We start from the raw sequence: 22,417 nt of genomic DNA, 5'->3' as shown, positions 1-22,417 counted from the left end.
CACTTGTCTTTTTCTCTCCGAGGAGCCCCGATGCCCACCTTCACCCCCGCCGACGCAGACGTTCACAGCGTGCACGGCAGTACCTTCAGCTCGTTCGTCCGCACGGACTCGGGCAGCGCCCACCTGTGCGCGTGGAAGCTCGACGTGCCGCCGGGTCTGACCGGCGTCGCCCACCGGCCGAGCAACGAGGAGGTCATCCTGGTGCTGGCCGGACAGCTGATCGTCACTCTCGATGGCGAATCGTCCACGCTGCAAACGGGTTCGGTGGCCCTTGTGCCCGCCCGCTCGACGTTGCGCGTCGACACCGGCCCGGTCGGCGCGACGGCATGGGTCACGACGACCGTGGGACTCCACGCGATGCTGCCGGACGGGTCGAGCATGGCGCCTCCGTGGGCGCAGTGAGCGGCGACGGCCTCAGGTGGGCGCCGCGCCGAGCGATGTGACGGCCTCGTGCTGCTGGGCCAGGCGGCGCAGGGTCGCCAACACCGGATCGATGAGTGCCGTGCCGACGACGACCTGACGCAGCGCGCCGACCGGGTCGTTCGGCACCGTGGCCAGGTCGGCCCGGGCGGCGAGCCGTGCGGCCTCGGCCCATTGCGACAGAGTGTCCGGCAGTCGTCGTACGCCGCTGCCGTCCGCGGCCCGCAGTTGTGCGGCGAGGCGGGGGATGAGCGGGCTGTGCGGGTCGACCTGCCAGCCGAGCTCCGCCAGCAGCTCGTGCACCTGCTGGATCCACGTATCGGTCGTGTCGTCGGTGCGCTGGTCCGATGCGCCGGGAGGGTTCGACGCGAGCTGCACCTCGCCGAGGAACTCCGTCCAGTCCGCGGGGCGCTGCTCCAACACCGTGAGGACCGCCCGAACCGCTGCCAGGTCCAGTCCCGCGGATTCGGTCAGTGCCCTCACGAGGCGCGTGCGCTCGACGTGCGACTCGTCGTAGCTGGCCTGGGTGCGGTTCAGCGGCTGCCCGGCGTGCAGCAGACCGTCGCGCAGGTAGAACTTCAGCGTCGGGACCGGGACATCGGTCCGTCGGGCGAGTTCAGAGATCTTCATGCCACCCTCCTTGACATTGGATAGTAGCAGTCTCCAATATTGGTGAGTCGCACTATCCATTAACTCTCGAGGAGCAGGTATGGCACCTCAGTTGACCACCCACGAACACGACGGCGATATCGCGGTCTTCCTCATCGGCATGCGGATCAACAAGATCCACCGCCCGGACGCCTGGCTCCCGGTGGTGAGGGCCATGCCGAGGATGCTCACCGAGCTCTACGCGAACAAGGCGCGCGCCGAGGCCGGGCAGGAGGAGTGGCTCGGTTTCTACGACGCGCGCACGCTGGCCGGGGTGCGCGGGCCGACGGTCGTGCAGTACTGGCGCAGCGTGGCGGACATCTACGCCTACGCGGGCGCGGAGTCGATGGCGCACCGCCCGGCCTGGAAGGCCTACTACGCCCGGGCACGCTCCGCGGAGGGTGCGGTCGGTATCTGGCACGAGACGTTCGCGGTCCCGGCAGGCTCGCACGAGAGTCTCTACGGCGACATGCCGCCGTACGGGCTGGCGCGCGCCACCGGCGTCGTGCCCGCCTCTCGCAAGGGGCGCACCGCGAAGGAGCGGCTGGCCGCGTCCCTCGCGCGCTGATCAGGCGGGTTGCTCGGTGCGCCGGGCGCCACCCTGCTGGGCGTGCGCCCGCGCGAGCACCTCGGTGAGCTTGTTGGCACCGGCCACCACCGTGGCGGCGTGCAGGCGCCCCGGCTGGCGGGACACGCGCTCGATGGGGCCGGAGATCGACACCGCCGCGATGACGCGTCCGGAGGGACTGCGCACCGGCGCGGACACCGACGCGACTCCCTGCTCGCGCTCGCCCACGCTCTGGGACCAGCCGCGCCGGCGTACGGCGGACAGCATGGTGGCCGTGAAGCGCGCGCCCTGCAGGCCGCGATGCAACCGGTCCGGCTCCTCCCAGGCGAGCAGCACCTGCGCGGCCGAGCCCGCGTGCATGGACAGCGTCGACCCCACGGGGATGGAGTCACGCAGCCCGACCGGCCGGTCCGCGGCCGCGACGCAGATGCGCTGGTCGCCCTGGCGGCGGAAGAGCTGGGCGCTCTCGCTCGTGTGGTCGCGGAGCGCACCGAGCACGGGGCCGGCGGCTGCCAGCAGCCGGTCCTCGCCGGCCGCCGAGGCGAGCTCGCCGAGGCGCGGACCGAGCACGAAACGGCCCTGCAGGTCGCGGGTGACCAGTCGATGATGTTCGAGCGCGACCGCGAGGCGGTGCGCCGTAGGCCGGGCGAGCCCGGTGTGTGCCACGAGCTGCGCGAGGGTGCAGGGCCCGGCCTCGAGGGCCGCGAGCACGATCGCCGCCTTGTCCAGAACGCCGACGCCGCTAGAGTCGTCCATGCACTGATATTGGCGTCTCAGCAAGCGAGACGCAAGCTCGCCGCACCAGAGGTGGCGAGACGCTGCTCACATCGCAGCAGCACGAACGAGGGAGGACGCCGTGGGAGACACCCTGGCCGAGAAGGTATGGCAGCAGCACGTCGTGCGCAGCGCGCAGGGCGAACCGGACCTGCTCTACATCGATCTGCACCTCCTGCACGAGGTGACCAGCCCCCAGGCCTTCGACGGTCTACGACTCGAGAGTCGAGGGGTACGGCGTACCGATCTCACCGTCGCGACCGAGGACCACAACGTCCCCACCACGCCCGGACCCATCGTGGACCCGGTCAGCCTCACCCAGGTGCAGACGCTGCGGCGCAACTGTGAGGAGTTCGGGGTACGCCTCTTCCCGATGGGTGACGCCGAGCAAGGGATCGTGCACATCATCGGCCCGCAGCTGGGCCTGACCCAGCCGGGCATGACGATCGTGTGCGGCGACAGCCACACGTCGACGCACGGGGCGTTCGGCGCGCTCGCGCTCGGGATCGGCACCAGCGAGGTCGAGCACGTGCTCGCCACCCAGACGTTGCCGCTGAAGCCGTTCCGCACGATGGCGATCAACGTCGAGGGCACGCTGCGGCCCGGGGTGACCGCGAAGGACGTCATCCTGGCGGTCATCGCCAAGATCGGCACCGGCGGTGGGCAGGGCTACGTCCTGGAGTACCGCGGGTCGGCCATCCGCGCGCTGTCGATGGAAGCCCGGATGACCATCTGCAACATGTCGATCGAGGCCGGCGCGCGCGCCGGCATGATCGCCCCCGATCAGACCACCTTCGACTACCTGCAGGGGCGCGACTACGCACCGCAGGGCGCCGACTGGGACGACGCCGTCGCCGCCTGGCGCGGGCTGGTCACCGACGACGACGCCACGTTCGACGCCGTGGTCGATCTGGACGCGGACGAACTGGCACCGTTCGTCACCTGGGGCACCAACCCCGGGCAGGGGCTGCCGCTGTCGGCCGCCGTGCCGGACCCCGAGCAGATCCTCGACGAAGGCGACCGCGTTGCCGCCGAGCGGGCGCTGGAGTACATGGGTCTCACGCCCGGCACCGCGCTACGCGACATCGAGGTGCAGACGGTCTTCCTCGGCTCGTGCACCAACGGCCGGATCGAGGATCTGCGCGCCGCCGCCGGTGTCATCAAGGGGCGTCGAGTCGCCGACGGGGTGCGGATGCTCGTCGTGCCCGGTTCGGCGAGAGTGCGCCTGCAGGCCGAATCCGAAGGACTGGACAAGGTGTTCGTCGACGCCGGCGCCGAGTGGCGGCTCGCCGGCTGCTCGATGTGCCTCGGCATGAACCCCGACCAGCTCTCCGTCGGCGAGCGCGCGGCCTCCACCTCGAACCGAAACTTCGAGGGCCGGCAGGGCAAGGGCGGGCGCACCCATCTGGTGAGCCCGCTGGTGGCCGCCGCGACCGCCGTGCGCGGCACGCTGTCCAGCCCTGCCGACCTGACCACCGCCTCCGTCTGAGAAGGGTTCCGTCATGGATGCATTCGTGCGACACACCGGCATCGGCGTCCCGCTGCGCCGCAGCAACGTCGACACCGACCAGATCATCCCCGCGGTCTACCTGAAGCGGGTCACACGCACCGGCTTCGAGGACGGCCTCTTCTCCGCATGGCGCGGCGACGACGCGTTCGTGCTCAACAACCCGGTGTACGCGCAGGGCTCGGTGCTCGTGGCCGGGCCGGACTTCGGCACCGGGTCCTCGCGCGAGCACGCGGTGTGGGCGCTGATGGACTACGGGTTCCGGGTGGTGCTCTCGTCGCGGTTCGCGGACATCTTCCGCGGCAACTCCGGCAAGTCGGGTCTCCTGACCGCCCAGCTGCAGCAGCAGGACATCGAACTGATCTGGAAGCTGCTCGACAACGAGCCCGGGCTGCAGATCACGGTCGACCTGCAGGAGCGCACGGTGACGGTGCGTGAGCACGTCTTCGGCTTCGAGGTGGACGACTACATCCGCTGGCGTCTGCTCGAGGGGCTGGACGACATCAGCCTCACGTTGCGACACGCTGACGCCGTCGACGAATTCGAGCAGCAGCGCCCTTCGTGGAAGCCGCGGGTCCAGCCCGCCGGTTGATTGCCCTGTCGCGAATCGCTGTTGCGTGACGCGTGACTGAATTGCGTTGTGGTGCAGGTCTTTTCGCGTGTAAGTAGCCGATCACGCCAGGGGCCCGGTGAATCCCGCAAGCGATGGCCGTGACTGCCGTTGCACCAATCCCGTTGCGAATCGGGCGGATTGAACCCGGAAACGCTTGCTCGACGGCTCGCGCAGTCCTACCGTCAGAGGTGGTCGTACGACGACGTCCGGCCGCCGTGCCCGGATCGGTGATCAGCCGGGCGGATTCCCTGGAGGGGCAGACGTGAACAAAGCTGAGCTCGTTTCGAGCCTGGAGACCCGGCTGGGCAGCAAGAGGGCCGCCAGCGATGCCGTGGAGGGCGTCTTCGACATCATCATCCGTGAGGTTGCTGCGGGCCGGAAGGTCGGTATCACCGGCTTCGGCACCTTCGAGAAGATCAGCCGCGCCGCGCGCACCGGTCGCAACCCACGTACGGGAGAGACGGTGCGCATCAAGCGCACGTCGGTGCCCAAGTTCAAGCCGGGCGCGGCGTTCAAGACCGGTGTCGCCGACCCGAAGTCGATCCCGAAGACCGGGAACGCCGGCGGACGGGCCGCCGCGGGCACCGCCGGGACGGCGACCAAGACCGCCGCGAAGAAGTCCACGGCCAAGAAGAGCACGGCGAAGGCGAGCACGGCGAAGGCGAGCACGACCAAGGCGAGCGCCACGAAGACGGCCGCGAAGTCCACCGCTGCGAAGAAGGCCACGCCCGCCAAGAAGACGAGCACCGCCGCCAAGAAGACGACGACGACGACCAAGCGGACCGCCAAGCGCTGAGCCTGAGTCGCGCTCCTCGAGGGGCGACCCCGGTCAGCCGATGCGTTGGCCGGGGCCGATCCCGACGATCCACAGCCGGGTGATCTCACCGGCGCCGACCTCGATGCTCACCCGCTGACCCGGGCGCAGGTGGCGCAGCCGCGAGGCGGCGAATACGCGCTCGTCGAACGGCAGCACCCGGCCGTTGTCGGTGATCACCGAACCGCGCGCGGTGTCGAAGTCGAAGGTGTGGACGCTGGCCTGCACGCGGCTCAGACTACCGACGCGCACACGCCCAGCACGCGTGCCGTATGCGCGCCGACGCCCAGCGAGACCGCCTGTGCGAGCGCGGTGTCGGTGTCCACGTCGGTGCGAAGCCGTGGCAGATCCGGCGTCAGCCTCCGCGCCACCCGAGCATGCCGGGCGGCCGAGCCCGTGCCGAAGCGCGGCACAATCCGGCGCAGGTCGTGGTGGGTCAGCAGCACGGTGCCCGTCCCGTCCCGGTCCGGGACCACGCTGGACTCCGAGACCGCGCAGGCCCGCAGCCCGGCGTACAGCTCGTCCGGGGTCAGCGCCGGCAGATCGCCCAGCAGGACCGCTCCCGGCGCGCAGATCTGAGTGGGTGCCAGGCCGTCGGGGGTGGCGGCGGCGAGGCCGGCGGCGATGGCCGGGTTGAGCCCGCGGCCCGGGTCGGGAACGACGACGCCGTCGCGTGCCCGGACGAACCCTGCGACCTGGTCGTCGTCGGTGACCACGAACACCCGGTCGGCCGGCACCACGTCGTAGACGGCGGTGAGCGTGTCCAGGGCGAACGCCGCCGCGAGCTCGTCGCGCGCGACGCCGTCGGGCGCGCGCAGCCTGCTCTTGGCTGCGGAGCGCTCCTTGACGGGCACGACCATCCGCCAGGCGGAACTCCCTGCTGCGGTCATCGGCGAATCGTGTCAGACCGGGTGCGACCGCGCGTCGGGCAGGGTGCGTTGTGACCGACCCGGATAATGACCCCAGCGACGACAAGGAGAACCGTGCGGCATCCACGCCCGAGCGACGACATCAGCCTGCTCTACCGGGGAATCGTGCGCACCCTGCGGCCCGTGCTGCGGGGGGTGACGAGGACCGACTGGCGCGGGATGGACAACATCCCGGGGAGCGGAGGGTTCGTCGTGGCTCCCAACCACGTGTCGTACGTCGACCCGATCATCCTCGGTCACTTCCTGGTGGACCAGGGCCGCGCGCCGCGCTTCCTCGCCAAGAACGCCCTCTTCACGACCCCGGCGCTCGGCCGGATCATGTCGAACACCGGCCAGATCCCGGTCTACCGGGAGACGAGCCGCGCGATCGACGCGTACGCCGCCGCGCTCGTCGCGCTGCGCGACGGTGCCTGCGTGTGCGTGCTGCCCGAGGGCACCATCACCAAGGACCCCCAGATGTGGCCGATGACAGGGAAGACCGGCGCGGCCCGGCTGGCCCTGGAGACCGGGCTGCCGCTGGTGCCCGTCGGGATCTGGGGCACTCAGCAGCTGATGCGCGCCTACCACGACAAGGTGCCGCACCTGGTGCCACCGAAGAGGGTGCAGGTCTACGCAGGACCGCCGGTGCAGCTGGCCGACCTCGCGGACGAACCCGTCGACCGCGAGGTCCTCGCGACGGCCACCGATCGCCTGATGGACGCGATCGCCGCGCAGGTCTCACTTGCGCGCGGCCTGCCGGTGCCGGGCGATCGCTACGATCCACGCGACAACGTGCGGGGAGGCGGTCAGCGATGAGTCGGGTCACAGTTCTGGGCAGCGGCAGCTGGGGTACGGCGTTCTCGGCCGTCCTCGCCGACGCGGGCAACGACGTCACCATGTGGGCCCGCCGCGCCGAGGTGGCGCAGGAGATCCGCGAGACCCGCGTCAACGCGGCGTACCTGCCCGATCTGAAGCTGTCCGAGCGCATCCGGGTGACCGACGACGCGCACGAGGCGATGCAGGGCGCCGAGATCGTCGCCATCGCCGTCCCCGCGCAGAGCCTGCGCGACAACCTCGCGGACTGGCGCAGTGCGATCCCCGGCGACGCCGCGGTCGTATCGCTGATGAAGGGCATCGAACTCGGCACGACCATGCGGATGAGCGAGGTGATCTGCGAGGCCGGCGGGGTCGACTCCGACCGCGTCGTGGTGGTGTCCGGGCCCAACCTGGCGCTCGAGATCGCCGCCAAGCAGCCCGCGGCCGCGCTCGTGGCCTCCACCAGCGCCCGGATGCGCGCCCGGGTGGCCGAGGCGTGCGCGAGCCGCTACTTCCGCCCCTACCTGGGCAAGGACGTGGTGGGCACCGAGCTCGCCGGGGCGACCAAGAACGTCGTGGCGCTCGCGGTCGGGATGGCCAGCGGGATGGGCATGGGTGAGAACACCATGGCCAGCCTGCTCACCCGCGGCCTGGCCGAGACCGCCCGCCTCGGCACCGCGCTCACCGCCGACCCTGCGACGTTCCTCGGGCTCGCGGGCGTGGGCGATCTGGTCGCCACCTGCACCTCGCCGAAGTCGCGCAACCGGACGTTCGGCTTCGAGCTGGGCTCCGGCAAGAGCCTGGAGGAGGTCGTGGCGCACACCCGCCAGACCGCCGAAGGCGTCAAGTCCTGCCGCTCGATCCTGGAGCTGGCGCGCTCGGTCGAGGTCGACGTGCCGATCGTGGAGAACGTCGCCGCCGTCGTGCACGAGGGGCGGACGCCGGGTGAGGTCGTGGAGTCCCTGATGTCCCGCTCCCGCAAGGACGAGAAGGCCTAGCGACGCGCGTCAGGCGCGCAGGGCGGCGTCCAGGTCGCGCCACAGGTCCTCGACGTCCTCCAGTCCCACCGACAGCCGCAACAGCTCCTGGGGCACCGTCACCGGCTCGGTGGGGATCCGGCGGCGGCGTTCGATGAGCGACTCCACCCCGCCGAGACTGGTGGCGGGCGTCCAGATCCGGACAGCGTCCTCGACGCGGCTCGCCGCCGCCGCGCCACCGGTGACCTCGATGCTGACGATCGCGCCAAAGCCGGGGTAGCGCATCCGGCCGACCGAGGGATGGTCCCCGAGCCGCCGGGCGAGCTCGGCGGCGTTTGCGCACGAGCGGTCCAGACGCACCTGCAGGGTGCGCAGCCCGCGTAGCGCGAGCCAGGTCTCGAACGGTCCCGGGATGGCGCCGTGCAGCACGCGGTGTCCGAAGAGCCGCGCCTGCAGGTCCTCGTCGGCCGTTACGGTCGCGCCGAGCAACACGTCGGAGTGGCCCGCGATGAACTTGGTCGCCGAGTGCATCACCACGTCTGCGCCGAGCGCGATCGGCTGTTGCAGCAGGGGAGTGGCGAACGTGTTGTCGACGACGCTGATCGCGCCCTGCTCACGCGCGCCGGCCAGGAGCGCCGGCAGGTCGGCGACCTCCAGCATCGGGTTGGTGGGCGACTCGAGCCAGACCAGCTGCGCTCCGCGCATGGCCGCCAGGACGGCCGCCGTGTCGGCGCTGTCGACCCGGCGTACCTCGAAGCGACCCTGCTGGGAGGCCTCGTCGAGCAGGGAGCCGGTGCCGTTGTAGGCGTGGACCGGAGCGACCACGACGCTGCCGTGCGGCACCAGCGACAGGCTCGCCGCGACCGCGGCCATCCCGCTCGCGAAGGCGAGCGCTCGGCCGCCCTCCAGCGATCCGAGCACCTCCTCGAACGCCGTCCATGTCGGGTTGCCGGACCGGGCATAGACCACGTCGCCGCCCGCGACGTACGTCGAGGTCAGCTCCACCCCCTGGTTGATGACCGCACCGGGGGTGCGCGGCGGGCGGCCGAGGCCGACGAGGCGGGTGGCGGCGGCGAGATCACCGGGTTCGGAAGCCATCGGGCCAGCGTGGCACGCCGGTGCGGCGCACCTCGCATGCAGGGCGGGCCGGTTACCGTGCGCGGGTGAGTCTTTCGCCATCGCAGCGCCCGGAATCGCGTAAACCCGTCGTAGCTCTGATCTTCGGGGGGCGATCGTCCGAGCACGAGGTGTCGTGTGCGACCGCGGCGAGCGTCCTGCGCAGCATCGACCGCAGCCGTTATGACGTCCTGCCGATCGGGATCCGCAAGGACGGGCGCTGGGTGCTCGTCGCCGACGACCCCGAGCCGCTGCAACTGACGGCCGGTCGCTCCCCGGAGGTGTCCGGCGACCAGGCGGTCGCCCTGCCCACCGATCCCACCCAGCGCTCCCTGGTGGTGCTCGAGCCGGGAGCGCCGCCGCGTCAGCTCAGCGAGGTCGACGTGGTGTTCCCGTTGCTGCACGGACCGTTCGGCGAGGACGGCACCTTGCAGGGCCTGCTGGAGCTGAGCGACGTCCGCTACGTGGGCTGCGGTGTGTCCGCGTCCGCCGTGATGATGGACAAGGCCCTCATGAAGGTGGTCTTCGCGGGCAACGGTCTGCCGATCGGCCCCTACACAGTGATCACCGACAAGGCCTGGCGACGCGACAGCGCCGCCTGCCTGGATGCCGCCAGCGCCCTGGGCAGGCCGGTGTTCGTCAAGCCCGCCCGCGCCGGGTCGAGCATGGGCGTCGTACGCGTGGATGACCCGGCAGATCTGCGGGCCGCCATCGAGAGTGCCCGGTTGCACGACCCGAAGGTGCTCGTCGAGGCCGCCGTCGAGGGACGCGAGGTGGAGTGCGGAGTGCTCGAGGGCCGCGGGTCCGATGCGCCGCGGGCCTCGCAGGTCGGCGAGATCGAGGTCGCCGACGGGCGCCACGAGTTCTACGACTTCGAGGCCAAGTATCTGGACGGCTCGGCCCGGTTGACCTGTCCTGCGAACCTGCCGGACGCCGTACGCGATGAGATCCGGGAGCTGTCGGTCAGGGCGTTCGAGGCCGCCGGGTGCGAGGGTCTCGCGCGGGTGGACTGGTGGTACCGCCCGGACGGCAGCCTGGTGCTCAACGAGATCAACACGATGCCGGGATTCACGCCGCAGTCGATGTTCCCGGTGGTGTGGGCGCAGGCCGGGCTCGACTATCCGAGCCTGATCAGCGAGCTGTTGGAGCTCGCCCTCGACCGGCGGGTCGGGCTGCGCTGAGCCGTCAGCCGCTCGAGGTGCTCGGGGGCGCCGCTGAGCAGACATGACTGGTCTGCGGGATCGCCTCGGCTGCGGCCGTGAACTCCACGAGGTCCAGGCCCCCGTACTTCGTGGGGATCAGGACCTCGATCGCCGGTGAGCGTCCGAAGGTGACGAAGCGGTAGCCGTCTTTGAGTTGGTGGGCCACCCAGTCGATTCCGTCGATCGTGGTGCACGGGTCGGTCGTCGGTCCGGGGCTGCTCACTCCGCACCGGGCGATGATCGCCGGGTCACCCCAGGCGCGCACCGTCGCGGATCTCGCCGAGGTGGGTCGGGACTTCTGCCCCGCCACGGTCGTGGGCCAGTGCGCCGACGCGCGGGTGCAGTCCGCGGAGGCGGACAGCGCAGCCGCGCTCGCATCGACGGTGGTCGAGCCTCCGCAGGCCGTCAGCGCGGCCCCAGCGGCCAGCGCCAGCAGAGCTGCGGTCAGCGGACGACGGTGCACGTGACCGTGCGGGTGATGCCGTCGACGTCCTGGATCTTGGAGACGACCAGCTTGCCCAGTTCGTCGACGCTGGGGGCCTCGGCGCGCACGATCACGTCGTACGGGCCGGTGACGTCCTCTGCGGCCAGAACGCCGGACAGCTGCGCGCAGGCGGCCGCAACGGTCTTGGCCTTACCCATGTCGGCCTGGATGAGGATGTAGGCCTGAACCATGCGTGCCTCCGTCGGATCGTTGACGCCCGGCGTGGGCGGGAGCCGACGGCGGCGTCGGTCCGGGGCAGACGCTACCGTGCGGTCACCATGACGGGGCGACGGGGACGACAGGCGGACGAGGGCGACGGCGACGCGGTGCTGGCCGATCTGGACGAGGCGCAGATCCTCGCCGAGGTGCTGCCCCCCGGTGCCCCGCCCGCCGGAGTGCTGGTCGGGCCGGGCGACGACACGGCGTATCTCGCGGTGCCGTCCGGCAGGGTGCTCGTCACCACGGACGCCATGGTGCTGGGTCGTGACTGGCTGGACGATTGGTCCAGCGCCGCGGACGTGGGCGCGAAGTGCGTCGCACAGAACGTCGCCGACATCGCCTCGATGGGCGGGGTCACGACCGGCGTCGTGGTCACCCTGGTCGCCGACCCGCAGACACCGGTGCGGTGGGCTCGCGACCTCTCCTACGCGATCGCAGACGCGTGCTCGGCAGAGGGGATCGCAGTCCTGGGCGGCGACCTTTCCTCGGCTCCGGCGGGGGTGCGGACGGTGTCGATCACCGCGATCGGCGAGGTGTCCGGTGCGCCGGTGCTGCGAAGTGGCGCACGGGTCGGCGACGTCGTTGCCGTGAGCGACGCGCTCGGACGGTCGGGGGCGGGCCTCTTCCTGCTGCGCCGCGACGCCGCGGCTCGTGGCCCGCTGGTCGATTACCACCGGCGCCCCACGCCGATCTACGCCCAGGGCCCTGCCGCTCTGCGTGCGGGTGCCACCAGCATGCTCGACATCAGTGACGGACTGCTGCGGGATGCCGGCCGGATCGCCGGGGCGAGCGGCGTGCGACTGGAGCTGCGGGCCGACGACCTGCAGCCGTACGTCGATGCGCTCGCTCCCGAGGTGGGGGCTGCCGCCTGGGACTGCGTGCTTCGCGGGGGCGAGGAGCACACGCTGCTGGCGACCTTCGCAGCGGACGTCACGCTGCCGAACGGCTGGCGGGCGATCGGGGCGGTCGCGACCGGCACCGGGGTCACCATGGACGGCGCAGCCCAGGAACCGGGCGGGTGGGACCACTTCCACGGATGAGTCTCATCCGGGCGGACCGCTGCTGCGGCGGCGGAATCTGACCTGGTCCAGGTGGAGTATCTCGTTGGTGGGTCCGGGGTAGCGCGGTGCTGCCGTGGGTTCGGGGCTGTCGGGTGGGGTGGCGACGGTGGGTTCGATGGGGTGCCCGTGGCGGGTGGCGAATCGGAAGCGCCCGGGTCGATCCGTGCTTGGTTGGATCGTGAAGTCGCCGGTGTGGTGGCGGTCGTGGTGGTGGGGGCACAGGCTGATCAGGTTGGTGGTGTCGGTGGTGCCGCCGTCGGCCCAGTGGACGATGTGGTGGCATTCCAGGTGGTGGATCGCTGCGCAGCCGGGGTAGGCGCAGCCGCGGTCGTGGTCTTCGATCAGGCGGCGGGTGCGGCGGGGGACGATGCGGTGGGTTCGTCCCACGTTGACGGGTGTGCCGTCGGTTTCCCAGACGGGTTGCACGAGCCCATCGCAGGTCCACTTCCTCAGGAGGTGCGGGGGTAGGGCGCCGCGTTTGGTCAGCCAGCCTTGGCCGGTGGTGTCGAGGTGCAGGTAGATCCGGAATTTGTCGGCCCGTCCGGCAATCTCGGTGGTGCCGACGTGCAGGGAGCGGGTGGCGATTTGTGCCATGGCGTCGGCCATCCGCACCCGCCGCCCGTCGTCTTGGGTGGCGAGGAAGAGCGCGTCCTTGGCCTCTGCGAGGGCTTGTTGGACCAGGACGCCGATGTCGGCGGGTCGGAGTAGGTCAGGTGGAACCGGTCGTGGTCGTAGTACATCGACAGTTCCGCGGGCTGCGCCGCGGCCGAGAAAGGGTCAGGCACGCGCGGAGCCGAGCTACTCATGTCGTCGTCGTCGGTGGTGGTGGCGAAGTCGTACTTGACCAACGCCCGGCGCAACTGCGGGACGGTGGCGTGCACCGCCAGGTCCACCACGGCTTCGTCGTACCCGACCGGGGTGTGCGCGGCCACCACCGCGGCCTGACCCAACGAGAGCCGACCGGAGTGCACCTCCCGGGACAGGGCCGGTAGCTCGGCGGACCGGGCCGCGATCCGGACCAGGTCGCGAGCGGTGGCGGGGCCGACCCCGGCGAAGCAGGTCAACCAGTGTTCGGGGGAGCGAATCCCGCCAATCGCCCACGATTCTGTGCGCACCAGGTCGGTGACCAGGTCGATCAGGTCGGCGTGCGCGGCGTTCAACCGACCACAGATCGCCCCGACCTCATTCAACGGGTCAGTGACCGAAAGTGCAGCAGGCACAGGGCTGCCCGCGCTGTCACCGACAGCGACCAGACCCGGTGTCGAACTCATGTACCCATACAACCACCCGCCACCGACAACCGTCTCGCCGTTCGCGAGCGGCTGTCCGGCCCCGCGAGTAGCGTGCCGGGGCATGAGTGGACACGCTGGCACCGAGCCGTTGATCGACACCGCCCTCACTCAGTTCGCGGAGCTGGTCGGCTCCGTCGACGACTGGCAGGCACAGACACCGTGCGAGGACTGGTCGGTCGGCGAGCTCGTCGACCACGTGACCGGCAACACCGCGCGTTTCGCCGCGATGGCGCGCGGCGAGGAGGTCGACTGGTCGGCGAAGTCCGAGTCCGGACCGGACAGGGTCGCGGCCTTCGATTCCGCGGCCGATGAACTGCGCGACGCCTGGAGCGAAGGCACCCCGGCACCGGTCGGAATGGCGAGCGGCGAGTACGCCGTGCACACCTGGGATCTCGCGACCGCCCTTGGCCGGTCGACATCCGATCTCGACCCCGCAGTGGCCGAATCCGGTCTGGAGTTCATGCGGGGCAATCTGACCGACGACTCCCGCGGTGAGGTGTTCGGGCCGGAGAAACCGGCACCGCAGGACGCCGACACCTACGGCACGCTCGCGGCCTTCGCCGGCCGTTCGGTCACCTAGCCGCGCGGGCGGCGAGCGACCAAGCCCGGCGTAATCTGCGAGCGATGAGCAACACCGACCAGCGGCCGCAAGAGGTCGACTGCCACGCGGAGCCGGCTCCTGCTGCTGTCGACGGCCGCCTCGCGGTGGAGATCCTGCAGTCGCGCGAGGTGCCGCTCGGCGGCCCGCGGGCCATGACGGTGCGCCGTACGTTGCCCCAGCGGCGGCGCTCGCTCATCGGTGCATGGTGCTTCGCCGACCACTTCGGCCCGGACGACGTCTCGACGACCGGCGGGATGGACGTGCCGCCGCATCCGCACACCGGTCTGCAGACGGTGAGTTGGCTCTTCAGCGGCGAGGTCGAGCATCCGGACACCCGCGGGTCGCACGCGATGGTGCGTCCGGGCGAGCTGAACCTGATGACCGCCGGCGTCGGCATCGCACACACCGAGGTGTCGACAGCCAGGACCACCATCCTGCAGGGGGTGCAGCTGTGGGTGGCGCTGCCCGACGCCGACCGCGACACCGACCCCGCCTTCGAGCACTACGTGCCGCCCGAGGTGCGCCTGCCGGGTGCCCGCGCACGGGTCTTTCTGGGCGACCTGCTCGGCAGCCGGTCGCCCGTGGACACCTTCACACCGCTGCTGGGCGCCGAACTCACCCTGGACCCGGGTGCGCACCTCGACATCCGCGTCCGGACCGAGTTCGAGCACGGCCTGCTCATCGACACCGGCGAAGTCCTGGTCGGTGAAACCCGAGTCCTGCGAGCGCAACTCGCCTATGTGGGCACCGGCGCCGACACGATCGTCGTGACCAACACCGGTGACGCACCCGCGCGCCTGATCGTGCTGGGCGGCACACCCTTCGGCGAGGAGGTTCTCATGTGGTGGAACTTCGTCGGCCGCACCCATGAGGAGATCGTCCGCTACCGGGAGCAGTGGGAGACCGGCTCGACGCGCTTCGGCCAGGTCCAGGGCTACACCGGCGAGATCCAGCACCTGGCGGCGCCACGGCTGCCCAACGCGGTGCTGCGACCCCGCCGTAACCCCGCACCCGAGGCGGGCCCGATGCCCACTGTCACCGTCTCGGACCACCCCGAGCAACACCGCTACGAGGTCTTCGACGACGGCACACTCGCGGGGTCCAGCGCGTACGCCGATCGCGGCGGTCAGCGGGTTGTCTTCCACACGGAGGTGGCGCAGGAGTACGGCGGCCGTGGCCTCGGCACGATGCTGGTGGCGCAACTTCTCGAGCAAATCAGGACGAGCGGCAGACGGGTGGTGCCGGTCTGCCCGCTCGTGGCGGCATACCTGGACAAGCACCGCGATCAGTACGCCGACATCGCCGATCCGGTCACGCCCGACGTTCTGAGCTGGTTGCAGAGCCGATCGACGGGAGCAGCGCGATGACCCGCACGCTCGTCCTCGGCGGCACCCACTTCGTCGGTCATGCGGTCGTCGCGGCCGCCCTGGCCCGAGGTCACGACGTCACGACCCTGACCCGGGGCGAGAGCGGGTCGCCGGCGCCCGGAGCGACGGGCCGCCACGCGGATCGCACCGACCCGGCCGCGCTTGCCGCCGCCCTGGGTGACGACAGCTGGGACCTCGTCGTCGACACCTGGTCGGGGTCGCCGCGTGTGGTCCGGGACAGCTCACGGCTTCTGTCCGGGCGGGCGAGGCACTACGCGTACGTCTCCTCGCGCTCCGTGTATGAATGGCCCATCCCGGTGGACGCCGACGAGAGTGCGCCGGTCGTCGACGCGGACCCGGACGGCGCCGATTCAGGCGACTACGCCGCAGCCAAGCGGGGCGGTGAGCTCGCGGTGCAGCGCGACTTCGACGGCCCGGCGCTGATCGCGCGCGCCGGGCTGATCCTCGGACCACGCGAGGACGTCGGGCGGCTGCCGTGGTGGCTGCGCCGGATGGCTGCCGGGGGACCGGTGCCGTCTCCCGGCCCGCGGGACCGTCCGTTGCAGTACATCGACGCCCGCGATCTCGCGGAGTGGCTGATCGATGCAAGCGCGAGCGGCGTGACAGGCGCGTACAACGCGGTGAGCCAGCCTGGCCACACCACCATCGGCGAGCTGCTCGACCTGTGCCGCGACGTCACCGGGGCGCGGGCCGAGCTGGTCTGGGTCACCCCTGAGGATGTCGACGCCGCCGGCGTCCAGCCGTGGACCGAGCTGCCGATCTGGCTGCCACCGTCCGGGGAGTCGGCCGGCCTGCACGCCGCCAACGTGTCCGCGGCGTACACCGCCGGGCTGACCTGCCGTCCGGCCGCGCAGACCGTCGAGGACACCTGGGCGTGGGTGCAGGATGTGGGCGACCCCCCGCTGCGGCCGGACCGGCCTGCACCCGGGATGAGCCCCGACGCGGAAGCGCGACTGCTGGCCCGTGCCGATGATCGTTCCTGAGAAGAAGAGGTAGCTCGTGGCGGACCCGTGGGTGTCGGACAGGCGGCCGTCCCAGCCGTGCGTCGTGTGCATGGGCGTGCCCGACCGGGAGATCGAGATGCCCAGGCTGCCGGAGGTGCACGTCGCTTTCGCCAGCTCGTCGTTGTGCGAGGTGTGCGCCGAGCTGGCCTTCGCGGCCGATGCCGACGCGCTCACGGAACGCGCTGTGCGGGGCTGGGCGGAAGAACAGAGCGACGGCGGAGCCGATGCTGTGCGACTGGTGATGGCGTGGGCCGGTCACCCCCTCCCGGTGGACCCGACCGCGGAGGACAAGGCGCCGGTGCTGCCGCTGTCGGCGCAGGATCAGCAGGTCTGGCAGCGGTTGGAACCGCTGATGGTCGACGGGCCGGCGCGTCCGGTGTCGGTGCAGGGTCGCATCGTGCGGGAGGAGCGCGGCGAGTCGCCGACGTACACGGACGTCGTACGGGATGGGTCGCGCACCCGGCTCTCGGGTACGCGAGGAGATCCGTGGCTGGTCAGCGACGGGGTGACCACGTGGGAACGGTGGGATGACACCGGGATGGTGGCGTCGCCGTACACCGGCGAGCAGTGGTACGGCGACGGCAGCGAGCTCGCGTGCCGGCGCAGCCACGAGGACGTCGAGCTCTTCGACTTCGGGACCCCTGTCGGGCCCATCGAGCAGGTGCAGTGTCTGGGGCGGGACGTGTGGAGCTTCCGGTTCGCGTCGCCGCCCCACAAGCCGTACGACATGCAGGTCGTCGTCGACGCCGAGACCGGACTCGTGCTGGACCAGCGGTTCGGTGACTTCTCGGTGTCGCGGTGGACCGATTTCCGCGTCGGAGAACCTGTGGCCGACGAGCTCTTCGTCTGGGACGGTCCGGTCGTGACCCGAGCCGACCCGGGCGTTGAAGGGAAGGCTGAGCATGAGCGTCTTGCGGCCGAAGGGCAGCGGTGGTTCGAGACCAACGTCACGCCTGCTCTCCTCGAGGTCCGTGGGAAGCCCGTGTCGGTTTTCTTGCATGGGTCGGCGGACGACGGCGAGTTCCAGGCGTCGCTGTCGGGCGGGGTCGACGGGTTGCTCGCCCGCCGTCCGCGGTCCGACGAGTGGTGGAACCTGGGCTGGTCCCAGGTCACCGCCCGCTGGAGCGACGGCACCTGGGACTGGGCGCTGTTGGTGTGGGACCACCTGGACGACGGGCGGACATCGGAACGGGTCGCCGCCGTAGGACGCTGGCTCGGCGGCTGATCAGCCGATAGACACAGAAAAACCGGCCCCGAAGGACCGGTTCAGCTGCAGTTGCGCTGGGTTCAGCGGGTGACCTTGCCGGCCTTGAGGCAGGAGGTGCACACGTTGATGCGCTTCGGGGTCTTACCGGCCTCGCCGACCATGGTCCGCACGCGCTGGATGTTGGGGTTCCAGCGACGCTTGGTCCGACGGTGTGAGTGGGAAATGCTGTGGCCGAAGCCGGGTCCCTTGCCGCAGACGTCGCACGTGGCAGCCACGGTGTCTCCTACTGGTGTCTCGAGAATTGAAGTACGAAGGTCGATCGCGGGCCGCGCACAGGGCATCGGATGCACCGTCGCAAGCGGTCCGCAAACCACAGGATCGTAGCCGAGCCGTGCGACACATCCCAAATTGCTAGCCTGCCGGGCAGTCTGCGCAACGCCCCGACGACCTGAAGGACACAGCGACCGTATGCCGCTCGAAGCGCTCGATGTGCAGGCGTTGCGCCGGTGGGTCATCACCGCCCGCGTCGTCCTGTCCGAGCACGCCGACGCCATCAACGCGCTGAACGTCTTTCCCGTGCCCGACCGGGACACCGGCACCAACATGAGCGTCACGATGGAGCTGGCGGTCGACGGCCTGGCCTCCGAGGCGCCGCCGGACCTGCTGACCTCTGTGCGGGTGCTCGCGCGGTCCACGGTGCTGTCCGCACGCGGCAACTCCGGGGTCATCCTCAGCCAGCTCGTGCGCGGCCTGGCGGACGTCGTGATCGCACTGGACGGCGCACCACTGCGCGCGCCCGACGTGGCCGACGTCCTGCGGGAGGCGGCGCGGCGGGCGCGCGGCGGGGTCCGTGCGCCGGTGGAGGGCACCATGCTGTCCGTCGCGGACGCAGCAGCCGCCGCTGCCGACGGTGCCCGCGATCTTCCGCTGGTCGAGTTGGTCGATGCGGTGGTGGCGGCCGCGGAGGACGCGGTCGGCCGTACCCGCGAGCAGCTGCCGGTGCTGCGCGAGGCGGGAGTGGTCGATGCCGGCGGGGTCGGCTACTGGCTCGTGCTGCGCTCCCTGCAACACGTCGTACGCCGCGCTCCAGGGACCGTCCTCGGCGGCGGGACGCCGGACTGGCTCGCCCTACCTGAGCGACCCTGCCCGGCGGGGGACAGCGGGCGGCATGGCGGCGACGGGCCGGAGTACGAGCTCGTCTTCGTGGTGCACGACACCGACGACGAGCGGATCGACCGGCTCGCAGGCGTCCTGAAGGGCCTCGGCGACAGTGTCGTGGTCGCGGGCGGGCCGGACGTGTGGAGCGTGCACGCCCACCTCGACGATCTCGGAGCCGGGCTGAACGCGGCGGCGGCCGCTGGGAGACCTGCCAGGTTCCAGGTGACCCGGTTCGCCGACCAGCTCGAGGACGTACGCACGCCCCGGCAGATCGCCTCACCCGTGGTGGCCGTGCTGGCATCACCCGGTCTGGCCGACCTGGTGCACGACGCCGATCCGGGCGCCCAGGTGCTGATCGCGCCGGACGAGGGCGCCCTGGGCGACGCGCTCGCCGGCATCGGCGACCGGCTGCTGCTGACCGACACGCCTGCATTGCGATCACTCGCGGAACGCGCGATCTCGGGGTCGCCGGGATCGTCGGTCTGTCACTGCCAGCACCCCGCCCAGGTGCTCGCCGCGCTCGCGGTCCGCGCGGGGCAGGACGACCCGGCGGCGCTGCGGCGCGACTGCGACGACGCGGCGGACGCCGTGACCACCCACACCCTCGACGGATCCGAGGGCGCCGGAGACGACATCCCGGCGCGGTGCCGTGCGCTGCTCGATCGGACGGTCGACGACGACGTCGAGCTGGTCACGCTGATCGCCGGCGCCGACGCGCCCGACGGCCTCTTGGACGCGCTGACCGAGCATCTGACTGCCGCGCGGCCGGAGCTGGAGGTCACCTCGTTCGCGGGACGCCGCCCCGGTGTCGTGCTCGACGTGGGGTGCGAGTGATCGATCGGCGCACCAAGCTCGTCGATGTGCTCGGCGACGCGGCGAAGAAGCTCGCGAAGGAGCGCGACCTGCGCACCGTGGGCGACTTCCTGGACTTCCTGCCGCGCCGCTACATCGACGCGACCACCTCCGGCCACCTGTCGGAGTTCGCGATGGGGGAGCAGGCCGTGCTGATCGCGAAGGTCGTTGCCTCCACCACCCGGCGGATGCGCCAGCGTCGCGGCGAGATGCTGCAGGTGCGCATCGAGGACGCCGACGGCGCGCAGGCCGAGCTGGTCTTCTTCAGCAAGTATGGCCATGAGCAACGGCTGCAGCCCGGGGTACGCGGGGTGTTCCGCGGCCAGCTCGGCACCTACGGCGCGAGCGTGCAGCTCACCCACCCCGACTACTCCCTCCTGGACGCCGGCGGTGAGGAACAGATCTACGCCGGGGGACTGGTGCCGCTCTACCGGGCCATCAAGGGCGTCACGGACATGCAGTTGACCCGTTCCTACCGGCTGGTGCTGGACCAGCTCGACGGATCCCCGGACCCGGTGCCACCGCAGATCCTGGCCCGGCACGACCTCGTCGACCAGGTGGCGGCGTACCGCGCGATCCACCTGCCGCGCACCCTCGGCGAGGCGGGACGCGGGCGACGGCGGCTGCGCTACGACGAGGCGCTGGTCGTGCAGACCGTGCTCGCTCAGCGGCGGGCCGAGTACGACGCCCTGCAGGCCACGGCGCGTCCCTCGCGCACCGGCGGTCTGCTGTCCGCTTTCGACGAGCGGCTGCCGTTCGAGTTGACCGCCGGGCAGCGCGAGGTGGGCGAGCAGATCGCTGCCGACATTGCGCGTACGACGCCGATGCACCGCCTGCTGCAGGGCGAGGTCGGCTCAGGCAAGACCGTCGTGGCGCTGCGGGCGATGCTGGCCACGGTCGATGCGGGTGCGCAGGCCGCGCTGCTCGCGCCGACCGAGGTGCTGGCCCAGCAGCATCACCGCTCGATCACCGCGATGCTCGGCGACCTCGCGCAGGGCGGGATGCTCGGCGGCGCGGAACACGGCACGCGGGTGGCCCTGCTGACCGGGTCGATGAGCCGCGCCCAGCGCGCCGCGACGCTGCAGGCGGTCCTCAATCAGGAGGCCGGCATCGTGATCGGCACCCACGCGCTGATCCAGGACACCGTGATGTTCGGCGAGCTCGGTCTGGTGGTCGTGGACGAGCAGCACCGCTTCGGCGTCGAGCAGCGAGATGCATTGCGTGCCAAGGCTGCTCGCAGTCCCCACGTGCTGGTGATGACCGCGACACCCATCCCACGCACGGTGGCGATGACGGTCTTCGGCGACATGGACACCTCCGTGCTGCGCGAGCTGCCACGGGGCCGCGCGCCGATCGTGTCGCACGTGGTGCCGGCGGCGAATCCCGCGTGGTTGCAGCGCACCTGGCAGCGGCTCGGCGAGGAGGTCGCACAGGGACACCAGGCATACGTCGTGTGCGCGCGGATCGGTGACGACGACCGGTCGCCCGGGCAGGCCGGCGAGGACAGTGATCTCGGCGAGCTGCTCGACGCCGACCCGTCCGAAACCGTCGACGAGGGCTCGGCTCCCCAGCGACCGGAGGCGATCGGCGTCCACCAGATGCTCGAGGACCTGCGTGCCGAACCCGCCCTCGCCGGGCTTCGGATCGAACTGCTGCACGGCCGGTTGCCCGCCGACGAGAAGGAGGCCGTGATGCAGACCTTCGGACGCGGGGAGATCGATGTGCTGGTGAGCACCACGGTGATCGAGGTGGGGGTCGACGTCCCGAATGCGACCGCCATGGTCGTGATGGACGCGGACCGGTTCGGCATCTCCCAGCTGCACCAGCTGCGCGGGCGGGTCGGGCGGGGCAGCGCCGGCGGCCTGTGCCTTCTGGTCACCGGGACCGACAACGAGGAGACGGTCGAGCGGTTGACCGCCGTCGCCGCGACCACCGACGGGTTCGCGCTCGCCGAGCTGGACCTCAGCCTGCGCTCGGAGGGCGACATCCTCGGCGCCCGGCAGAGCGGCCACCGCTCCGGCCTGCGGCTGTTGCGGCTGGCCCACCCCAAGGACGTCGAGCTGATCGACCTCGCCCGCGCCGACGCCGCCGACCTGGTCGCCAGCGACCCCACCCTGGCGGAGCACCCGGGGCTCGCCCAGCTGGTCACCACCCGCCTGGACGACGTGCAGGCCGCCTTCCTCGAGCGCGGCTGATGCCGCGCATCGTCGCCGGGTCCGCGCGCGGCCGCCGGATCACGACGCCGCCCGGCGACGGCACCCGGCCGACCAGCGACCGGGTCCGCGAAGCACTCTTCGGCCGGCTGGCGCATCTCGGCGCCGTCGCCGACGCCCAGGTCCTCGACCTCTACGCCGGCTCGGGTGCCCTCGGCCTGGAGGCCGTCTCGCGGGGCGCCCGGTCCGCGCTGCTGGTGGAGTCCGACCGTCGCGCCGCCGACGTCATCCGCCGCAACGTCGCCGAGCTCGGACTGGACGCGCAGGTGCGCCAGACCACGGTCGCCCAGACACTGGCCGGCCCGGCGCCGCACGCCATGCACCTGGTGCTGATCGACCCGCCCTACGCCGTGCCCGACGAGGAGATCGGCAGGGTGCTCCAGGCACTGGTCGCCGGCGGGTGGCTGCAGGTCGAGGCCGTCGTCGTCCTGGAGCGGGCGAGCCGGTCGCCCGAACCCCACTGGCCGGACGGGCTGCGCTCGCTGGAGTCGCGGGCCTATGGCGAGACCAGGGTCTGGTACGCCGAATACGCGCCGGACGACGCGGACACCGCCGAACCCCCGGTGCTCTAGCCT

General features: G+C 71.4%; 26 protein-coding genes. 16 read left to right on the top strand and 10 right to left on the bottom strand.

Translation table 11 applies throughout. The annotated features are described in order from the left end of the window. The first annotated feature begins 30 nt into the window (after positions 1–30). Positions 31–402 carry a cupin domain-containing protein gene (locus JOB34_RS02175; protein WP_208051194.1) on the top strand — a complete coding sequence of 124 codons (372 nt, stop codon included), beginning with the start codon at positions 31–33 and terminating at the stop codon, positions 400–402. Positions 403–414: 12 nt separating this feature from the next. Here the strand turns inward: JOB34_RS02175 and JOB34_RS02170 are convergent, their stop codons facing one another. Then, complete coding sequence (locus tag JOB34_RS02170; protein ID WP_208051193.1) at positions 415–1,050, bottom strand: MerR family transcriptional regulator; 636 nt, start codon at positions 1,048–1,050, stop codon at positions 415–417. A 79-nt stretch (positions 1,051–1,129) separates the two neighbouring features. Here JOB34_RS02170 and JOB34_RS02165 point away from each other — a divergent pair, with 79 nt between their 5' ends. Next, entirely contained in the window at positions 1,130–1,636 is a 507-nt protein-coding gene (locus JOB34_RS02165; RefSeq protein ID WP_208051192.1) for a DUF4188 domain-containing protein, read from the top strand. On the opposite strand, the gene JOB34_RS02160 is transcribed toward JOB34_RS02165, so the two are convergent. Beyond that, a complete protein-coding gene (locus JOB34_RS02160) occupies positions 1,637–2,392 on the bottom strand; it encodes an IclR family transcriptional regulator (RefSeq protein WP_179479656.1) in 756 nt (251 codons plus the stop codon). A 100-nt stretch (positions 2,393–2,492) separates the two neighbouring features. On the opposite strand from JOB34_RS02160, the gene leuC reads away from it, so the two are divergent. The 3 genes from leuC (at position 2,493) to JOB34_RS02145 (ending at position 5,326) form a co-directional block, all read left to right on the top strand. Beyond that, on the top strand, positions 2,493–3,899 hold the full coding sequence (gene leuC / locus JOB34_RS02155) for a 3-isopropylmalate dehydratase large subunit (protein WP_208051191.1): 1,407 nt from the start codon (positions 2,493–2,495) through the stop codon (positions 3,897–3,899). Positions 3,900–3,912: 13 nt separating this feature from the next. After that, positions 3,913–4,509, top strand: coding sequence for a 3-isopropylmalate dehydratase small subunit (gene leuD / locus JOB34_RS02150; RefSeq protein WP_208051190.1), 597 nt, complete (start codon positions 3,913–3,915; stop codon positions 4,507–4,509). Between the two features lie 283 nt (positions 4,510–4,792). Beyond that, positions 4,793–5,326 (top strand): HU family DNA-binding protein, encoded by a 534-nt coding sequence (locus JOB34_RS02145; RefSeq protein WP_208051189.1) that lies wholly within the window; start codon positions 4,793–4,795, stop codon positions 5,324–5,326. A 33-nt stretch (positions 5,327–5,359) separates the two neighbouring features. On the opposite strand, the gene JOB34_RS02140 is transcribed toward JOB34_RS02145, so the two are convergent. Both JOB34_RS02140 and cofC read right to left on the bottom strand, forming a co-directional pair. Beyond that, positions 5,360–5,572 (bottom strand): hypothetical protein, encoded by a 213-nt coding sequence (locus tag JOB34_RS02140; RefSeq protein WP_179479664.1) that lies wholly within the window; start codon positions 5,570–5,572, stop codon positions 5,360–5,362. Positions 5,573–5,577: 5 nt separating this feature from the next. After that, positions 5,578–6,234 (bottom strand): 2-phospho-L-lactate guanylyltransferase, encoded by a 657-nt coding sequence (gene cofC / locus JOB34_RS02135; protein WP_208051188.1) that lies wholly within the window; start codon positions 6,232–6,234, stop codon positions 5,578–5,580. Positions 6,235–6,327: 93 nt separating this feature from the next. On the opposite strand from cofC, the gene JOB34_RS02130 reads away from it, so the two are divergent. Then, a complete protein-coding gene (locus tag JOB34_RS02130; protein WP_208051187.1) occupies positions 6,328–7,068 on the top strand; it encodes a lysophospholipid acyltransferase family protein in 741 nt (246 codons plus the stop codon). Beyond that, a complete protein-coding gene (locus JOB34_RS02125) occupies positions 7,065–8,066 on the top strand; it encodes an NAD(P)H-dependent glycerol-3-phosphate dehydrogenase (protein ID WP_179479670.1) in 1,002 nt (333 codons plus the stop codon). The genes JOB34_RS02130 and JOB34_RS02125 overlap by 4 nt, the downstream gene beginning before the upstream one ends. Before the next feature lie 9 nt (positions 8,067–8,075). Here the strand turns inward: JOB34_RS02125 and JOB34_RS02120 are convergent, their stop codons facing one another. Then, positions 8,076–9,143, bottom strand: a complete 1,068-nt coding sequence (locus tag JOB34_RS02120) for a PLP-dependent aspartate aminotransferase family protein (protein WP_208051186.1) — start codon at positions 9,141–9,143, stop codon at positions 8,076–8,078. A 65-nt stretch (positions 9,144–9,208) separates the two neighbouring features. Here JOB34_RS02120 and JOB34_RS02115 point away from each other — a divergent pair, with 65 nt between their 5' ends. Further along, positions 9,209–10,342, top strand: coding sequence for a D-alanine--D-alanine ligase family protein (locus tag JOB34_RS02115; protein WP_208051185.1), 1,134 nt, complete (start codon positions 9,209–9,211; stop codon positions 10,340–10,342). Positions 10,343–10,346: 4 nt separating this feature from the next. Here the strand turns inward: JOB34_RS02115 and JOB34_RS02110 are convergent, their stop codons facing one another. Together JOB34_RS02110 and JOB34_RS02105 are read right to left on the bottom strand one after the other, a co-directional pair. After that, positions 10,347–10,826 carry a DUF3515 family protein gene (locus JOB34_RS02110; protein ID WP_208051184.1) on the bottom strand — a complete coding sequence of 160 codons (480 nt, stop codon included), beginning with the start codon at positions 10,824–10,826 and terminating at the stop codon, positions 10,347–10,349. After that, positions 10,808–11,038 carry an Lrp/AsnC ligand binding domain-containing protein gene (locus tag JOB34_RS02105; RefSeq protein ID WP_208051183.1) on the bottom strand — a complete coding sequence of 77 codons (231 nt, stop codon included), beginning with the start codon at positions 11,036–11,038 and terminating at the stop codon, positions 10,808–10,810. The genes JOB34_RS02110 and JOB34_RS02105 overlap by 19 nt, the downstream gene beginning before the upstream one ends. Positions 11,039–11,125: 87 nt before the next feature. Here JOB34_RS02105 and thiL point away from each other — a divergent pair, with 87 nt between their 5' ends. Further along, complete coding sequence (gene thiL / locus JOB34_RS02100) at positions 11,126–12,106, top strand: thiamine-phosphate kinase (protein WP_208051182.1); 981 nt, start codon at positions 11,126–11,128, stop codon at positions 12,104–12,106. A 3-nt stretch (positions 12,107–12,109) separates the two neighbouring features. Here the strand turns inward: thiL and JOB34_RS02095 are convergent, their stop codons facing one another. Both JOB34_RS02095 and JOB34_RS02090 read right to left on the bottom strand, forming a co-directional pair. Next, entirely contained in the window at positions 12,110–12,514 is a 405-nt protein-coding gene (locus JOB34_RS02095) for an HNH endonuclease signature motif containing protein (protein WP_208051181.1), read from the bottom strand. A 95-nt stretch (positions 12,515–12,609) separates the two neighbouring features. Next, positions 12,610–13,398 (bottom strand): DUF222 domain-containing protein, encoded by a 789-nt coding sequence (locus tag JOB34_RS02090; protein WP_208051180.1) that lies wholly within the window; start codon positions 13,396–13,398, stop codon positions 12,610–12,612. 82 nt (positions 13,399–13,480) lie between these two features. On the opposite strand from JOB34_RS02090, the gene JOB34_RS02085 reads away from it, so the two are divergent. The 4 genes from JOB34_RS02085 to JOB34_RS02070 all read left to right on the top strand — a co-directional run bounded on the left by JOB34_RS02085 (position 13,481) and on the right by JOB34_RS02070 (position 17,637). Then, positions 13,481–13,999 carry a TIGR03086 family metal-binding protein gene (locus JOB34_RS02085; protein WP_208051179.1) on the top strand — a complete coding sequence of 173 codons (519 nt, stop codon included), beginning with the start codon at positions 13,481–13,483 and terminating at the stop codon, positions 13,997–13,999. A 44-nt stretch (positions 14,000–14,043) separates the two neighbouring features. After that, positions 14,044–15,387 carry a bifunctional pirin family protein/GNAT family N-acetyltransferase gene (locus JOB34_RS02080; RefSeq protein ID WP_208051178.1) on the top strand — a complete coding sequence of 448 codons (1,344 nt, stop codon included), beginning with the start codon at positions 14,044–14,046 and terminating at the stop codon, positions 15,385–15,387. Next, a complete protein-coding gene (locus JOB34_RS02075; RefSeq protein ID WP_208051177.1) occupies positions 15,384–16,391 on the top strand; it encodes an NAD-dependent epimerase/dehydratase family protein in 1,008 nt (335 codons plus the stop codon). The genes JOB34_RS02080 and JOB34_RS02075 overlap by 4 nt, the downstream gene beginning before the upstream one ends. Positions 16,392–16,488: 97 nt before the next feature. Then, positions 16,489–17,637: a hypothetical protein gene (locus JOB34_RS02070; protein WP_208051176.1), complete on the top strand. Its 1,149-nt coding sequence runs from the start codon at positions 16,489–16,491 to the stop codon at positions 17,635–17,637. 62 nt (positions 17,638–17,699) lie between these two features. Here JOB34_RS02070 and rpmB read toward each other — a convergent pair whose 3' ends face one another. After that, entirely contained in the window at positions 17,700–17,894 is a 195-nt protein-coding gene (gene rpmB / locus JOB34_RS02065; protein ID WP_179479684.1) for a 50S ribosomal protein L28, read from the bottom strand. A gap of 193 nt (positions 17,895–18,087) precedes the next feature. Between rpmB and JOB34_RS02060 the strand changes: the two genes are divergently transcribed. The 3 genes from JOB34_RS02060 to rsmD are packed head-to-tail and all read left to right on the top strand — an operon-like array spanning position 18,088 to position 22,414. Continuing rightward, the gene (locus JOB34_RS02060) at positions 18,088–19,611 is read left to right on the top strand and encodes a DAK2 domain-containing protein (protein ID WP_208051175.1); all 1,524 of its coding nucleotides are present in this window, start codon (positions 18,088–18,090) and stop codon (positions 19,609–19,611) included. Further along, positions 19,608–21,824 (top strand): ATP-dependent DNA helicase RecG, encoded by a 2,217-nt coding sequence (locus tag JOB34_RS02055; protein ID WP_208051174.1) that lies wholly within the window; start codon positions 19,608–19,610, stop codon positions 21,822–21,824. Before JOB34_RS02060 ends, JOB34_RS02055 begins: the two co-directional genes overlap by 4 nt. After that, positions 21,824–22,414, top strand: coding sequence for a 16S rRNA (guanine(966)-N(2))-methyltransferase RsmD (rsmD, locus tag JOB34_RS02050; RefSeq protein WP_208051173.1), 591 nt, complete (start codon positions 21,824–21,826; stop codon positions 22,412–22,414). The genes JOB34_RS02055 and rsmD overlap by 1 nt, the downstream gene beginning before the upstream one ends. Positions 22,415–22,417: the final 3 nt, after the last annotated feature.

Origin of the sequence: Allobranchiibius sp. GilTou38 (assembly GCF_017565325.1) — a bacterium.
GTDB lineage: Bacteria > Actinomycetota > Actinomycetes > Actinomycetales > Dermatophilaceae > Allobranchiibius > Allobranchiibius huperziae.
The sequence above is the reverse complement of the archived record's forward strand: the minus strand, read 5'-3'. Positions and strand labels throughout refer to the sequence as shown.

Excerpts from the sequence above, each read along its gene's own strand:
- JOB34_RS02060 (WP_208051175.1), top strand. The coding sequence starts at position 18,088 with ATGCCGCTCGAAGCGCTCGATGTGCAGGCGTTGCGCCGGTGGGTCATC.
- JOB34_RS02070 (WP_208051176.1), top strand. The coding sequence starts at position 16,489 with ATGCCCAGGCTGCCGGAGGTGCACGTCGCTTTCGCCAGCTCGTCGTTG.
- JOB34_RS02080 (WP_208051178.1), top strand. The coding sequence starts at position 14,044 with ATGAGCAACACCGACCAGCGGCCGCAAGAGGTCGACTGCCACGCGGAG.
- JOB34_RS02170 (WP_208051193.1), bottom strand. The coding sequence starts at position 1,050 with ATGAAGATCTCTGAACTCGCCCGACGGACCGATGTCCCGGTCCCGACG.
- JOB34_RS02105 (WP_208051183.1), bottom strand. The coding sequence starts at position 11,038 with ATGGTTCAGGCCTACATCCTCATCCAGGCCGACATGGGTAAGGCCAAG.
- JOB34_RS02090 (WP_208051180.1), bottom strand. The coding sequence starts at position 13,398 with ATGAGTTCGACACCGGGTCTGGTCGCTGTCGGTGACAGCGCGGGCAGC.
- cofC (WP_208051188.1), bottom strand. The coding sequence starts at position 6,234 with ATGACCGCAGCAGGGAGTTCCGCCTGGCGGATGGTCGTGCCCGTCAAG.
- leuD (WP_208051190.1), top strand. The coding sequence starts at position 3,913 with ATGGATGCATTCGTGCGACACACCGGCATCGGCGTCCCGCTGCGCCGC.
- JOB34_RS02175 (WP_208051194.1), top strand. The coding sequence starts at position 31 with ATGCCCACCTTCACCCCCGCCGACGCAGACGTTCACAGCGTGCACGGC.
- JOB34_RS02165 (WP_208051192.1), top strand. The coding sequence starts at position 1,130 with ATGGCACCTCAGTTGACCACCCACGAACACGACGGCGATATCGCGGTC.
- rsmD (WP_208051173.1), top strand. The coding sequence starts at position 21,824 with ATGCCGCGCATCGTCGCCGGGTCCGCGCGCGGCCGCCGGATCACGACG.
- JOB34_RS02075 (WP_208051177.1), top strand. The coding sequence starts at position 15,384 with ATGACCCGCACGCTCGTCCTCGGCGGCACCCACTTCGTCGGTCATGCG.
- JOB34_RS02120 (WP_208051186.1), bottom strand. The coding sequence starts at position 9,143 with ATGGCTTCCGAACCCGGTGATCTCGCCGCCGCCACCCGCCTCGTCGGC.
- JOB34_RS02125 (WP_179479670.1), top strand. The coding sequence starts at position 7,065 with ATGAGTCGGGTCACAGTTCTGGGCAGCGGCAGCTGGGGTACGGCGTTC.
- thiL (WP_208051182.1), top strand. The coding sequence starts at position 11,126 with ATGACGGGGCGACGGGGACGACAGGCGGACGAGGGCGACGGCGACGCG.
- JOB34_RS02160 (WP_179479656.1), bottom strand. The coding sequence starts at position 2,392 with ATGGACGACTCTAGCGGCGTCGGCGTTCTGGACAAGGCGGCGATCGTG.
- JOB34_RS02085 (WP_208051179.1), top strand. The coding sequence starts at position 13,481 with ATGAGTGGACACGCTGGCACCGAGCCGTTGATCGACACCGCCCTCACT.